The organism is Pseudomonas sp. XS1P51 (genome assembly GCF_054897845.1).
In genome coordinates, this window is the sequence record NZ_CM142707.1 from 5,575,735 (window position 1) to 5,589,093 (window position 13,359).

Consider the following 13,359-nt stretch of genomic DNA (forward strand, 5'->3'; position numbering starts at 1 on the left):
TCCCTCGCCACAGGGTTTCCCAGTGACTTTTAGCCCGGATCGCGGAAGCCGGGATGGAAGTCTTTCGGCACCGACACGCTGACACCATCACGTGTCGCGATGTCGATCCCTTCGCTGGCCACTTCGGCCAGAAAGTCGATCTGCTCCGGGGTGATCACGTAAGGCGGCAGGAAATACACCACGCTGCCCAACGGACGAAGTAAAGCACCACGCTCCAACGCATGCTGGAACACCTTTAAACCTCGACGTTCCTGCCACGGGTAGGCTTCCTTGGTGGCCTTGTCCTTGACCATCTCGATGGCCAGCACCATGCCGGTCTGACGTACTTCGGAAACGTTCGGGTGATCGGCCAGGTGCGCGGTGGCGGAGGCCATGCGCCGGGCGAGCGCCTTGTTATTCTCGATGACGTTGTCTTCTTCGAAGATATCCAGCGTCGCCAATGCCGCCGCGCAGGCCAGGGGATTGCCCGTGTAGCTGTGGGAGTGCAGGAAGGCGCGCAGGGTCGGGTAGTCGTCGTAGAAGGCGCTGTAGACGTCTTCGGTGGTGACGCAGGCCGCCAGCGGCAGATAACCGCCGGTCAGGGCCTTGGACAAACAGAGAAAGTCCGGGCGGATGCCGGCCTGTTCGCAGGCGAACATCGTCCCGGTGCGGCCGAAGCCGACGGCGATTTCGTCGTGGATCAGGTGCACGCCGTAGCGGTCGCAGGCTTCACGCAGCAGTTTCAGGTACACCGGGTGGTACATGCGCATGCCGCCGGCGCCCTGGATCAGCGGTTCGACAATCACGGCGGCGACGGTGTCATGGTTCTCGGCCAGGGTCTGTTCCATGGCGGCAAACAGGTTGCGCGAGTGTTCTTCCCAGCTCATGCCCTCGGGGCGCAGATAGCAATCGGGGCTCGGCACCTTGATGGTGTCCAGCAGCAGCGCCTTGTAGGTTTCGGTGAACAGCGGCACGTCGCCCACCGACATCGCCGCCATGGTTTCGCCGTGGTAGCTGTTGGTCAGGGTGACGAAGCGCTTCTTGGCAGGCGCGCCGCGGTTGAGCCAGTAGTGAAAGCTCATTTTCAGCGCGACTTCGATGCAGGACGACCCGTTATCGGCGTAGAAACACCGGGTCAGGCCTTCCGGCGTCATCTTCACCAGGCGCTCGGACAACTCGATCACGGGTTGATGGCTGAAGCCGGCGAGGATCACGTGTTCCAGCTGATCGACCTGATCCTTGATGCGCTGGTTGATGCGCGGGTTGGCGTGGCCAAACACGTTGACCCACCAGGAGCTGACAGCGTCGAGGTAGCGTTTGCCTTCGAAGTCTTCAAGCCACACGCCTTCGCCGCGTTTGATCGGGATCAGCGGCAGCTGTTCGTGGTCTTTCATCTGGGTGCAGGGATGCCACAGCACCGCGAGATCGCGTTGCATCCACTGATTATTCAGGCCCATGTTCAGTCTCCTCGAGGCGGTCCGTGACAGGCACGGACATACAATCCGCAAGCCTATGCAATGCGTGGCATCGGGACAACCCATTGTGTCGAATGAGCTACTTTGTATAGGGCGATAGACGTCGCTGGCGGCCATTTGATGGCTGACGTATTCTTCGCGGTTCTTTGGGTCGCCTGACCCGTAAAACCGCTATTTCTCGTGTATTTCCGGAGTTCGCTGAATGTCTGCTGGTTGGCTGCGCGCCTGTGCGCTGGTGATGTTGGGGCTGTTCAGCGTGTCTACGCTGGCCAAGGATAAAACCGCGATCGTGATCGGCGGCGGGCTGTCGGGCCTCACCGCTGCTTATGAACTGCAGAACAAAGGCTGGCAGGTCACCCTGCTGGAAGCCAAGCCGAGCCTGGGCGGCCGTTCCGGGATGGCCACCAGCGAGTGGATCGGCAACGACAAGACCCAACCGGTTTTGAACAAGTACGTCTCGACCTTCAAGCTGAGCACCACACCGGCCCCTGAATTCGTTCGTACCCCGAGCTATCTGATCGACGGCGTGTATTACACCGCTGCCGATCTGGTCACCAAGGACCCGGCCACGGCTGAAGCGCTCAAGCGCTTCGAAAAGACTCTGGACGACTTGGCGCGCTCCATCGAAGATCCGCAGAACCCGGCAGCGAACAGCACGCTGCATGCCCTGGACCAGATCAACGTATCCAACTGGCTCGACCGTTTGACGCTGCCAGCCACGGCCCGTCAGTTGGTGAATCAGCAGATTCGTACCCGTTATGACGAACCTTCGCGCCTGTCGCTGCTGTACTTCGCACAACAGAGCCGGGTTTACCTTGGGGTTTCCGACCGTGACCTGCGCGCTTCACGTCTGCTCGGCGGCAGTCCGGTACTGGCCCAGGCCTTCGTCAAGCAACTGAAAACCATCAAGACCAGCTCACCGGTCTCGTCCATCACACAGGAAAAGGACGGCGTGACCGTCAAAGTCGGCAGCGTCGGTTATCAGGCTGATTACGTCGTCGTGGCTGTGCCGTTGCGCGCACTGAACAAGATCCAGATGATCCCGGCGCTGGATGCCCAGCACCTGGGCGCCATCAAAGGCACCAACTACGGTTGGCGCGACCAGATCATGCTGAAGTTCAAGACACCCGTGTGGGAAAGCAAGGCGCGCATGTCTGGCGAGATCTACAGCAACACCGGTCTTGGCATGTTGTGGGTTGAGCCGGCGCTGAAGGGGGGCGCCAATGTGGTGATCAACCTGTCCGGCGATAATGCGCGGGTGATGCAGGCCTTCGGCGACAAGCAGATGGTCGATCAGGTGCTGATTCGTCTGCACGCGTTTTATCCACAGGCGCGCGGTTCGTTCACCGGTTATGAAATTCGCCGCTACAGCACCGACCCGTCCATGGGCGGCGCTTACCTGGCCTTCGGTCCGGGCCAGATCAGCAAGTACTGGCGCCTGTGGGAACGTCCGATCCAGCGTGTAGCCTTTGCTGGCGAACACACCGACACCTTGTACCCGGGCACGCTGGAAGGCGCACTGCGCACCGGTCAGCGGGCGGCCAGCCAGGTGGAAGATCTGGCAGCGGGCAAGTCGTTTGAACCGGCGAAGGTAGTTCCGGCAGCGACCGCTGTAGCAGCCGGCGCGGTGGCGGCGAAGAAAGGTAACTTCTTCAGCAACCTGTTCGGTGGTTCTGACGACAAGCCGGAACCGGCCAAGGCGCCAGAGCCAGTGGCACCGGTGGCCCCGACACCGGCTCCAGCGCCAGCGCTAGCACCGGCCCCTGCGCCCGCGGCAGTTGAAGCACCGAAACCTGCTGCACCGGTGAAAGCCGAGCCGGCCAAAAAAGCTCCGGCCAAGGCACCGGTGAAAAAGCCTGCGGCGAAAACCGAGGCTAAAAAAGCTCCGGCAAAAGCCCCGGCGAAGAAGCCAGCCACCAAGCCTGCTGCGACGCCGCCGGCAGTGACGGTGACCAAGGCGCAGTAAGCCTTTGGCGTGAACTGAAGCGCGGCTCAAGGGCCGCGCTTTTTTTTTGCCTGATCGAACGCAATCGCGAGTAGGCTCGCTCCCACAGGGTTTTAAGGTTGGCCCCATGTATTGTGTTCAACACCGCTCCACGGTGGGAGCGAGCCTGCTCGCGATAGGGCCCGCACAGGCGTCCGCTTAAACTCCCGCCAGCCACTAACATTGCGCCACACTTTCTCCTTTAATCTTTCCTTAACTCATCCATTTCAGACTCTTGATCGTATTTCTCGATAGTTCAAAGCGAAATTTTCCGCTTTAAATCGATAGATAACTCGATAGTCTTGGTCGCAGTTCTCACAGGATTTGGGCAATGCAGCTACGTAACTCTTCTTCCCGCTACGGTTGGGTCAGCATCTTTATGCACTGGGGTGTGGCACTGGCAGTCTTCGGTTTGTTTGCGTTGGGCTTGTGGATGGTCGGTCTCGACTACTACAGCAGCTGGCGCAAAGACGCGCCGGACCTGCACAAGAGCATTGGTCTGGTCCTGCTGGCCATCATGGTTCTACGGGTTCTGTGGCGCTTTATCAGCCCACCGCCGCCAGTACTGGAAAGCTATAGCCGCATGACGCGCATTGGCGCCAAGTTCGGCCATTCGTTCCTGTATCTCAGTCTGTTCGCTGTGATGATTGCCGGTTACCTGATTTCCACCGCAGACGGTGTCGGGATTCCGGTGTTTGGCCTGTTTGAAATTCCTGCACTGATCTCCGGACTACCGGATCAGGCAGACACCGCGGGTGTGATTCATCTGTACCTGGCGTGGGCGCTGGTAATTTTTTCCGGTCTCCATGCGTTGGCAGCACTGAAGCACCACTTTATCGATCGTGATGCGACCCTGACTCGAATGCTGGGACGCAAAGCCTGATGTTCAACCTCGACTCCAAAGGAATAGAAAGCATGTTGAAAAAGACGCTCGCCGCTCTGGCAATCGGTTCTGCACTGCTGTCCGCTAATGTGATGGCCGCTGACTATGTTGTCGACAAGGAAGGCCAGCACGCCTTCGTTGACTTCAAGATCAGCCACCTGGGCTACAGCTTCATCACCGGTACCTTCAAGGATATCGACGGCAAGTTCAGCTTCGACGCTGCCAAGCCTGAAGCCAGCAAGATCGAGTTCAACGTGAATACCGCCAGCGTGTTCACCAACCATGCCGAGCGCGACAAGCACATCGCCAGCGGTGACTTCCTGAATGCGAGCAAATTCGCCAAAGCGACGTTTGTGTCCACCAGCGTCAAATCCACCGGCAAAAATGCCGCGGGCAAAGACACTGCTGACGTGACTGGCGACCTGACTCTGCTGGGCGTGACCAAGCCAGTCGTGGTCAAGGCCACTTTCCTGGGTGAAGGCAAGGACCCATGGGGCGGCTACCGTGCCGGCTTCGAAGGCACCACCAGCATCAAGCGTTCCGACTTCGGCAAGCAGAAAGACCTGGGCCCACAGTCCGATGCGGTCGAGCTGTACGTTTCGTTTGAAGGTGTGAAAGCGAAGTAATGCTGAGTCGTAGGAGCTGCCGCAGGCTGCGATCTTTTAAGATCAAAAGATCGCAGGCTTCGCCAGCTCCTACAAAAAGCAGCTTGTGATACACAAAAAAATGCCCCGGATCTCGCGATCCGGGGCATTTTTTATTGCAGCGATAAATCAGCGATTGCGGGTCAGCAACGCAGGTTTCTCACCACGCGGACGGCCTGGCAGTTGATCAAGTTGTTCAGGTGTCGGGAAACGATCGGTTTTCGACTCCTTGTGAATGATCTTCGGAGCCGGGCCGCGCGGGTTCTGCACGGCCGGTTCCGAACGCGGCTGATCGTCGCTGCGGGCTGGACGACGGTTGCGGGACTCTTCGCGACGGGCCTGGCCGTCACGTGGAGCGCCGTTACGTGGACCGCTGCGCTTGGCCGGTGGAGTGCCGGTGGTGGCGCCATCGCTGCTGCGCGGACCGCTCTGGCGACCTTGCGGCTTGCCGCCGCGCGGAGCACCAGCACCAGCACCGGCTGCTGTGCCTTGTGCCGGAGCACCCGGACGGCGGCCACGGCCTTGAGCAGGTTTGGCTTGAGGAACGTAGTCGACGCGGTTACCGAAGTTATCGATGTCGTCGTCCAGAAACTCGTCCGGAGCACGATCAGCGGCGGCGCGAGGTGCCGGGCGCTGCTGTTCGCGAGCTGGAGTGCCTTCGCGTGGTTTGTGTTCACGCGCCGGGCGATCACCACGGCCAGTGGCTGCAGGTTTTTCCTTGCCGCCCTTGTCCTTGCCTTTGTCTTTACGACCGCCGCCACCGCCGGTGCCGTTCGGACCATCGCCGCGCGGGCCACGTGGGTTGCGCGGGTTACGCACATCCGGACGCTCGCGGACTTCAGGCTTCTCGGCTTCAACGGCGCTGGAATCGAAGCCCATCAGGTCGCCGTCGGCGATTTTCTGCTTGGTCATGCGTTCGATGCTTTTCAGCAGTTTTTCTTCGTCCGGGGCCACCAGCGAGATCGCCTCGCCTGAACGACCGGCACGGCCGGTACGACCGATACGGTGCACGTAATCTTCGTCGACGTTCGGCAGTTCGAAGTTGACCACGTGTGGCAACTGGTCGATGTCGAGGCCGCGAGCGGCGATGTCGGTGGCAACCAGGATGCGCACTTCTCCGGCCTTGAAATCGGCCAGGGCTTTGGTGCGGGCGTTCTGGCTCTTGTTACCGTGGATCGCGACGGCGCTCAGGCCGTGTTTGTCCAGGTACTCGGCCAGGCGGTTGGCGCCGTGCTTGGTGCGGGTGAACACCAGAACCTGTTCCCAGGCGCCGGCGGTGATCAGGTGTGCCAGCAGCGAGCGCTTGTGGCTGGCGGCCAGGCGGAACACGCGTTGCTCGATACGCTCGACCGTGGTGTTCGGTGGCGTGACTTCGATGCGTTCCGGGTTGTGCAGCAGCTTGCCGGCGAGGTCGGTGATGTCTTTGGAGAAGGTCGCCGAGAACAGCAGGTTCTGACGTTTGCTCGGCAGACGAGCCAGGACCTTTTTCACGTCATGGACAAAGCCCATGTCGAGCATGCGGTCGGCTTCGTCCAGCACGAGGATTTCCACGTGTGACAAGTCGACGCTGCCTTGACCGGCGAGGTCGAGCAAGCGGCCAGGGCAGGCCACCAGCACGTCAACACCGCGGGACATGGCCTGAACCTGTGGGTTCATGCCGACGCCGCCGAAGATGCAGGCGCTGACGAACTTCAGGTCACGGGCATAGACCTTGAAGCTCTCGTGTACTTGAGCCGCGAGTTCGCGGGTAGGGGTCAGGACCAGTACGCGCGGTTGGCGCGGGCCGTGACGCTGGGATTTGTCCGGGTGACCGCCAGGGAACAACCGCTCCAGGATCGGAAGGGCGAAGCCGCCGGTTTTACCTGTACCTGTCTGTGCCGCGACCATCAGGTCGCGACCTTGCAACACGGCGGGAATAGCCCGCTGTTGCACCGGAGTAGGCTCGGTATAGCCCGCTGCCTCGATGGCGCGGACTAAAGCCTCGGAGAGACCGAGGGAAGCAAAGGACATGAGTAATCCTGTTTTAGTTAGGGCTTGGCCCAATGGGAGTCTTGCCTGGCGCGAATGGCGTTTAAGAAGAACGCAATCCCGTCCGGTCCTGCTGGGCCTCGAAGGCTCGTCTGGAGCGCTCGCGCGGGCTGAAAAGCTGCGCTGTAGCGGTATCGAGATGCCTTGAACGAGTCCGAGCGTCCGGGCGTGAGCCTGGCGGGAAGGCCGGAGTATAACAGAGCAATCACTGCGCGCCGCTTTCCTGCTGCTCAACGGTTTTTTCGGTCACCGCCGTGGCCCTTGCGGCCTTCACACCGGACGCCGGGTTGGCGCCATAACGGGCGCTCAGTTCAGCGTAGGCGGGCTCGCGCTTGAAGCGTTTGAGCTCGGCGCCGAAGCGCTGCACCAGCAAGTCCATGCCTGCATTGCGGCGTACCGCCAGGAATTGGCTTTGCTGGCTGATGACGGTCGGGTTTTCGGTGATCTTGTCGCGGATGTTCAATTCGTCGAGCAAATGCTGACCGACCCGGCGGTCGGTGATCAGCAGGTCGATCCGCCCGCGCACCAGTTTGCCGAAGTTGGCTTCATGGCTCGGTGCCGGTTCACGAAGGAACAGGGTCGATTCGCTGAAGTCCTTGCTGTACAGATAGCCCGGCGAGGTGCCGATGGTCAGGCCGTGCAACTCTTCCAGGGTGCGAAACGGATGAGGTCGCTCATTGGCGTAGAACATCACGAACTCGACTTCCGAGAGTGGTTCGCTGGGGTAGAGCAGGGTGGCGTCGCGTTCATCGCTGTGGAAAATATCCAGGGCGCCATCCGCCTGGCCCGTTTCGAGCATCGACAGGCAGCGTTTCCATGGCAGGAACTGCCACTCCACTTCGATGCCCAGGCGCTTGAAGACAATGGCCGTGGTTTCGTAGTCCAGCCCCAGGGATTTGCCATTTTCTTCATACACATACGGCGCCCACGGTTCGGTGACAATGCGCAGCTTCTCGCCCCGAGCGGCGAAGCTCAGGCAAGAGAAAAGAAACACGGTAAGTAGCTGTGCGATCAAAGGCATGGCTTGGAGATTACGACGAGAAACGCGAAAGAGCCAGAAACGGGATCGGGAAGCTCTATCTCAGGGTGCGGATGCACAATAAAGGGGCGCTGGACAGCAACGGATCGCAGCCTGCGGCAGGTCCTGCAGCTGTAGGGGATTTCTATTTTTTCTGTGGCAGTTTTCGTATCGGCAAAAATAAATCTAATCAAACACGACCAAGTTATGGATGAGTGCCTTGAATCCGCGCAATGATGCCAGATGCGATTTACTGAATTTGTCGTCGGCATAGACCATTTCTGTAAAAAGTCTTTAAATTATTGGATATTAAGAACGTTCAGGAAGGGTAGCAAAAAAGTTGGGCAAGGTGCTGTTGCAGTGAGCCATTATCGACAGGGAGTAAATATGGAAAATGTAACGAGGCTGCTGATCATTGGAGCGTTGGTGAGTATCAGCTTTGTGTCTGTGGCCGATAGCGCAGAGCCCGACAATGAGGATGCACTGGCCCTGAGTATTTTGAAAAATCTCGAAGTGAATACCTTTAGCAATTCGTTCAGGCCTGCGCATTATCCGGACGGTACTACGATTAGTCAGACCCCTTATCATGTTTACGATGAAGTTGCGGGCAGGAAGGGTGTTTACAGTGCAACGGATAAGGAAAGGAGTTGGATTTATAGTGTGAGAGTGATGAAGAAAAGCAATAAAGATGTCGCAATCTGTTTTATAGATCATAGCTTGCAGGGCAGCTATTTAACCGCATCCCCCTTGTTGGTCAGGGAAAATAGGGTAGGCCATTATGCGGTAATAAAAGAGTTATCAGCTACTCCTTTGTGCGGAATAACCAAGACTTGACACTTGCGCCATAATGTAAATTATGGCGCAGGCTTTTTATATTTACTTGAATAGGTCCCTGTCAATATCACCTTGAATCAGTTTTGCTTCTGATTTTCTACGAGTTGGATAAGCATCGCCAAAGTTATTTAACTCTTGAATCACTCCGCTCCAATCGCCACTGACAATCTTTCCCCAGGTTATTGGCGCTCTTGCCGCCAGATTGTCACCATATTGGAACGAAAGATCGATAATGGCGGTTCGGGTATTAAAAGGGATATTTCGAAATTTTCCAGCACCTGCAGTATTGTTGAAGCGTGTTTCTACAGCTGAAGAAATTACCCCAAAGTAAATGTTGGTCAACTCTTTTGCTTGGGCTTCAGAAATAGACAGCGGTTTTTGTTGCAGTTTATTCAGTGCTTGCTGGCCGCGAAGTCCACTGTATTCGCCCAAAATCGAAACCAGGCTTTGTGAGATACCATCATTGAGCAGTGAAGCGGGTGTTTTGCTGCCAAGGTCGACACCTGCTCCCAAGGTCGCGCCGGATTGGTCCGCCGGCACGCCATGATCCATCGGTACATAAGCGGTAGTTTGCACACCACCTTCTTTATCACTGAGATAAGCCATGTCAAACAAGGGTTGCTCGGCAAGGTTCTGTGCCTGTTGCTGAGCGTCAAGTTGTGCCATTTTCTTGGCTTGCTCGATTGCCTGCAGCAGGCTACGGCTATCCACCAAGTTGGCGTTTTCAACTACCAGTGCATCACGAATTGCCATGTTATTGGCTGCTTCGCAGGCGTCTTTAAAAGCCTGAAGCTCTTTATCAATTGCGGGTGGGGCGTCGTATTCGTTGATCTTTTTTAGGTCGGCGATGATTTCGCTAATAGTTCGTGAGAGGTAATCCTTGGCGGGGTAATGCATGATCTTGGCGATACTGGTCGCCAAAGTGTTCTCCCACTGAGAAAGTTTTTGCTGCACGTATTTAAGAGATTGATTAATAATATTGATACTGTTGTAGGATACGCCGGCCGCATCCAGCTCGGATTTTAGTGTGCTGAGTTGTTTATTTCGTACGTCGTCCATTTTACCCGCCATTTCCTGGCGTATCTCGAAAAGCTGAAGGGGGATGGTATCCCAAAAGTCCATACCCAAATCAGTATATGAGTCATAAGGTAGCCAGCCATTGCCTTCGCCAAGCGACTCTTCTAGTGCGGTTTGCATTAAGTAAAATGGAATTTGTGCTATCGCGTAGCCGCCACTGGTTGGAGCGCCGTTAATTAGCGTGGTTGTTGTCAAGCCTACGCTAGATCCCCAAGACATACCGGTAGCGGAGCTGAAATTTTTCCAGCCTGTACCAAAGTGTAAAAAGTTGGCAGGGGTACTGGTACCTGGCGGGATGCCACGGTTGACCAGGATGTTTTTTTCAGCCATGAAATCTATTCCTTGATTACATTGTTAAAAGATAAGTAAAAGCAGGCAAGATATTTCAGTAGTAATCATCGTTCCTGACCTAAATTATCAAGTCGATAAATTATTTGAAATTTAGTTGTTAACTTTCTTAACTGATAGGTTGTTTGTTTTTATTTGCGTTCGACAGAAAGAACAACCATGTCACCTGCGTCATAGAAGGCCATTGGAGGCGTCTACACTGTACAAATAAACAGTCGTGCATGCAGGCATAAATATGCGTTTACGCATAATTCGTGTGGTGGCGGTACGGGAAAGGTGCTGGGATAGATGTGCCGATTTAATAAGGCCGGGACGTTCTGGTGGGCGAACCTGCTTATTTCCAAGGAGGAAGTGCAGGGGCAGGTCGTTGAGGGTTTGCGCGATGATCAGCCGAGAACTATCGCTCCTGATGGAGCGATAGTCGAGTTGCAAGGAGTCGCCGAAGGCCGCGACCTCTTGATCTTGCTTTAACGGCTTTTTAGCGCGGCAACTTCAGGTTGTTCCACACCGCCAGGCTCGCTTCAGCCTGGTTCAGTGTGTAGAAGTGCAGCCCTGGAGCGCCACCTTGCAGCAGGCGTTCGCACATTTCGGTGATGACTTGCTCACCAAAGCCTTGAATGCTCTGGGTGTCGTCGCCGTAAGCTTCCAGCTGCTTGCGGATCCAGCGCGGGATTTCCGCACCGCAGGCATCGGAGAAGCGCGCGAGCTTGCTGTAGTTGGTGATCGGCATGATCCCCGGCACGATCGGGATGTTCACGCCCATCGCCCGTACCCGCTCGACGAAGTAGAAGTAGCTGTCGGCGTTGAAGAAGTACTGGGTGATCGCACTGTCGGCGCCAGCGTTGGCCTTGCGTACGAAGTTGGTCAGATCGTCTTCGAAATTGCGCGCTTGCGGATGCATCTCCGGATAAGCAGCGACTTCGATATGGAAATGATCGCCGGTCTCTTCACGAATGAATTCAACCAGATCGTTGGCGTGGCGCATCTCGCCGCTGGCCATGCCCATGCCGGACGGCAGGTCACCGCGCAGGGCAACAATACGCTTGATGCCGGCAGCCTTGTATTGAGCCAGCAGGCCGCGCAGGTCGTCCTTGCTGTCGCCAACGCAGGACAGATGCGGTGCGGCAGGGACTTTGACTTCACTTTCGAGCTGCAACACGGTGTTGAGGGTTCGATCACGGGTCGAACCGCCAGCCCCGTAGGTGCAGGAGAAGAAGTCGGGGTTGTAGGTGGCCAACTGACGAGCAGTGGCGAGCAGCTTTTCATGCCCAGCGTCGGTCTTCGTAGGGAAGAACTCGAAGCTGTAGCGACGGTCTTGGGACATGGTCATATCCTTGGAAACTCAAGAGCCTGCGTGGCTGTACTCGCCCATGTGGGAGCGAGCCTGCTCGCGAAAGCGGCGTAACAGCCAACGTAGATGTTGAACGTTATGGCCTCTTCGCGAGCAGGCTCGCTCCCACAGGGAGAGCGGACAATCCGCGCCTGTTAGTAGCGGTAAGCGTGCGGCTTGAACGGGCCTTCGACGGTCACGCCGATGTAGTCGGCCTGAGTCTTGGTCAGTTGAGTCACAACGCCACCGAAGCCACGAACCATTTCCAGGGCCACTTCTTCGTCGAGTTTCTTCGGCAGTACTTCAACGGTCAGGCGCTCGGCTTTCTGGGCTGGCGACAGGTCGGCGTACTTCTGGCCGAACAGGAAGATCTGCGCCAGAACCTGGTTGGCAAACGAACCGTCCATGATGCGGCTTGGGTGACCAGTAGCGTTACCCAGGTTAACCAGACGGCCTTCGGCCAGCAGGATCAGGTAGTCGTCGTTCTGGGCGTCGAACGCGCCAGGACCGGTACGGTGAATCTTGTGAACCTGTGGCTTCACTTCTTCCCATGCCCAGTTCTTGCGCATGAAAGCCGTGTCGATTTCGTTGTCGAAGTGGCCGATGTTGCAGACAACAGCGCGCTTCTTCAGGGCTTTGAGCATGTTCGCGTCGCAAACATTGACGTTGCCGGTGGTGGTCACGATCAGGTCGATCTTGCCCAGCAGGGCTTTGTCGATGCTGGCTTCGGTGCCGGTGTTGATACCGTCGATGAACGGCGAAACCAGTTCGTAACCGTCCATGCACGCTTGCATGGCGCAGATCGGGTCGACTTCGGAGACTTTAACGATCATGCCTTCCTGACGCAGGGACTGGGCCGAGCCCTTGCCCACGTCACCGTAACCGATGACCAGCGCTTGTTTGCCGGACAGCAGGTGGTCGGTGCCGCGCTTGATCGCGTCGTTCAGGCTGTGACGGCAGCCGTACTTGTTGTCGTTCTTGCTCTTGGTCACCGAGTCGTTGACGTTGATGGCCGGGATTTTCAGCTCGCCCTTGGCCAGCATGTCCAGCAGGCGGTGAACGCCAGTGGTGGTTTCTTCGGTCACGCCGTGGACGCGGTCCAGGATGGCCGGGTATTTCTTGTGCAGCAGCTCGGTCAGGTCGCCGCCGTCGTCGAGGATCATGTTGGCATCCCAAGGCGCGCCATCCTTGAGGATGGTTTGCTCCAGGCACCACTCGTACTCTTCTTCAGTCTCGCCTTTCCAGGCGAAAACCGGGATGCCGGCAGCAGCGATAGCGGCAGCGGCCTGGTCCTGAGTCGAGAAAATGTTGCAGGACGACCAGCGTACTTCGGCACCCAGGGCAACCAGGGTTTCGATCAGCACGGCAGTCTGAATGGTCATGTGGATGCAGCCGAGGATTTTCGCGCCTTTGAGCGGTTGCTCGGCGGAGTACTTGCGGCGCAGACCCATCAGGGCCGGCATTTCGGATTCGGCGATGATGGTTTCGCGACGGCCCCAGGCAGCCAGGGACATGTCGGCAACTTTGTAATCGTTAAAATCTGCAGGCGTGATAACAGCGCTCATGATGAGCCTCCATTCGTAATGTATGCGAATGGGCGCCGTTGTGCGTTTAGTGTCTGGCCGGTAACGGCCAAGCAACGCCCCATCCGAGCCTGACAGGTCGAACCTGCTGCAGCGCCCCTCGGACAGGTGGCGGGAAAACGGTATCAAGTAGACGTTACCGTTTTGAGTTGGGTAGCCCCATTCCATTGCTGGAA

10 protein-coding genes and 1 riboswitch are annotated in these 13,359 nt (G+C 57.3%); of the genes, 4 read left to right on the forward strand and 6 right to left on the reverse strand.

All coding sequences use genetic code 11. The features are described from left to right. Window positions 1-29: 29 nt before the first annotated feature. On the reverse strand, window positions 30-1,436 hold the full coding sequence (locus tag ACYZUD_RS25890) for an adenosylmethionine--8-amino-7-oxononanoate transaminase (RefSeq protein WP_462020753.1): 1,407 nt from the start codon (window positions 1,434-1,436) through the stop codon (window positions 30-32). A gap of 220 nt (window positions 1,437-1,656) precedes the next feature. On the opposite strand from ACYZUD_RS25890, the gene ACYZUD_RS25895 reads away from it, so the two are divergent. From ACYZUD_RS25895 to ACYZUD_RS25905, 3 genes are all read left to right on the forward strand, one after another. Further along, the gene (locus tag ACYZUD_RS25895; RefSeq protein WP_462020754.1) at window positions 1,657-3,420 is read left to right on the forward strand and encodes a flavin monoamine oxidase family protein; all 1,764 of its coding nucleotides are present in this window, start codon (window positions 1,657-1,659) and stop codon (window positions 3,418-3,420) included. 349 nt (window positions 3,421-3,769) lie between these two features. Then, window positions 3,770-4,321, forward strand: coding sequence for a cytochrome b (locus ACYZUD_RS25900; RefSeq protein WP_462020755.1), 552 nt, complete (start codon window positions 3,770-3,772; stop codon window positions 4,319-4,321). 32 nt (window positions 4,322-4,353) lie between these two features. Further along, window positions 4,354-4,947 (forward strand): YceI family protein, encoded by a 594-nt coding sequence (locus ACYZUD_RS25905; RefSeq protein ID WP_133835621.1) that lies wholly within the window; start codon window positions 4,354-4,356, stop codon window positions 4,945-4,947. A gap of 147 nt (window positions 4,948-5,094) precedes the next feature. Here ACYZUD_RS25905 and ACYZUD_RS25910 read toward each other — a convergent pair whose 3' ends face one another. Both ACYZUD_RS25910 and ACYZUD_RS25915 read right to left on the reverse strand, forming a co-directional pair. Next, window positions 5,095-6,975 (reverse strand): DEAD/DEAH box helicase, encoded by a 1,881-nt coding sequence (locus tag ACYZUD_RS25910; protein ID WP_462020756.1) that lies wholly within the window; start codon window positions 6,973-6,975, stop codon window positions 5,095-5,097. Window positions 6,976-7,198: 223 nt separating this feature from the next. Continuing rightward, complete coding sequence (locus tag ACYZUD_RS25915; protein WP_462020757.1) at window positions 7,199-8,014, reverse strand: substrate-binding periplasmic protein; 816 nt, start codon at window positions 8,012-8,014, stop codon at window positions 7,199-7,201. Window positions 8,015-8,254: 240 nt separating this feature from the next. On the opposite strand from ACYZUD_RS25915, the gene ACYZUD_RS25920 reads away from it, so the two are divergent. Beyond that, window positions 8,255-8,845 (forward strand): hypothetical protein, encoded by a 591-nt coding sequence (locus ACYZUD_RS25920; RefSeq protein ID WP_462020758.1) that lies wholly within the window; start codon window positions 8,255-8,257, stop codon window positions 8,843-8,845. 42 nt (window positions 8,846-8,887) lie between these two features. On the opposite strand, the gene ACYZUD_RS25925 is transcribed toward ACYZUD_RS25920, so the two are convergent. From ACYZUD_RS25925 to ahcY, 3 genes are all read right to left on the reverse strand, one after another. Further along, window positions 8,888-10,252 (reverse strand): pesticin C-terminus-like muramidase, encoded by a 1,365-nt coding sequence (locus tag ACYZUD_RS25925; RefSeq protein ID WP_462020759.1) that lies wholly within the window; start codon window positions 10,250-10,252, stop codon window positions 8,888-8,890. A 496-nt stretch (window positions 10,253-10,748) separates the two neighbouring features. Next, window positions 10,749-11,594 (reverse strand): methylenetetrahydrofolate reductase [NAD(P)H], encoded by an 846-nt coding sequence (metF, locus tag ACYZUD_RS25930; RefSeq protein WP_207284866.1) that lies wholly within the window; start codon window positions 11,592-11,594, stop codon window positions 10,749-10,751. Window positions 11,595-11,755: 161 nt separating this feature from the next. Then, window positions 11,756-13,165 (reverse strand): adenosylhomocysteinase, encoded by a 1,410-nt coding sequence (ahcY, locus tag ACYZUD_RS25935; protein WP_462020760.1) that lies wholly within the window; start codon window positions 13,163-13,165, stop codon window positions 11,756-11,758. A 23-nt stretch (window positions 13,166-13,188) separates the two neighbouring features. Continuing rightward, a riboswitch (S-adenosyl-L-homocysteine riboswitch) is annotated at window positions 13,189-13,291 on the reverse strand. Window positions 13,292-13,359: the final 68 nt, after the last annotated feature.

Bases quoted from the DNA above. Each gene is read 5' to 3' on its own strand.
- ACYZUD_RS25905 (WP_133835621.1), top strand. From the start codon at position 4,354: ATGTTGAAAAAGACGCTCGCCGCTCTGGCAATCGGTTCTGCACTGCTG.
- ACYZUD_RS25890 (WP_462020753.1), bottom strand. From the start codon at position 1,436: ATGGGCCTGAATAATCAGTGGATGCAACGCGATCTCGCGGTGCTGTGG.
- metF (WP_207284866.1), bottom strand. From the start codon at position 11,594: ATGTCCCAAGACCGTCGCTACAGCTTCGAGTTCTTCCCTACGAAGACC.
- ACYZUD_RS25900 (WP_462020755.1), top strand. From the start codon at position 3,770: ATGCAGCTACGTAACTCTTCTTCCCGCTACGGTTGGGTCAGCATCTTT.
- ahcY (WP_462020760.1), bottom strand. From the start codon at position 13,165: ATGAGCGCTGTTATCACGCCTGCAGATTTTAACGATTACAAAGTTGCC.
- ACYZUD_RS25920 (WP_462020758.1), top strand. From the start codon at position 8,255: ATGCGATTTACTGAATTTGTCGTCGGCATAGACCATTTCTGTAAAAAG.
- ACYZUD_RS25895 (WP_462020754.1), top strand. From the start codon at position 1,657: ATGTCTGCTGGTTGGCTGCGCGCCTGTGCGCTGGTGATGTTGGGGCTG.
- ACYZUD_RS25915 (WP_462020757.1), bottom strand. From the start codon at position 8,014: ATGCCTTTGATCGCACAGCTACTTACCGTGTTTCTTTTCTCTTGCCTG.
- ACYZUD_RS25925 (WP_462020759.1), bottom strand. From the start codon at position 10,252: ATGGCTGAAAAAAACATCCTGGTCAACCGTGGCATCCCGCCAGGTACC.
- ACYZUD_RS25910 (WP_462020756.1), bottom strand. From the start codon at position 6,975: ATGTCCTTTGCTTCCCTCGGTCTCTCCGAGGCTTTAGTCCGCGCCATC.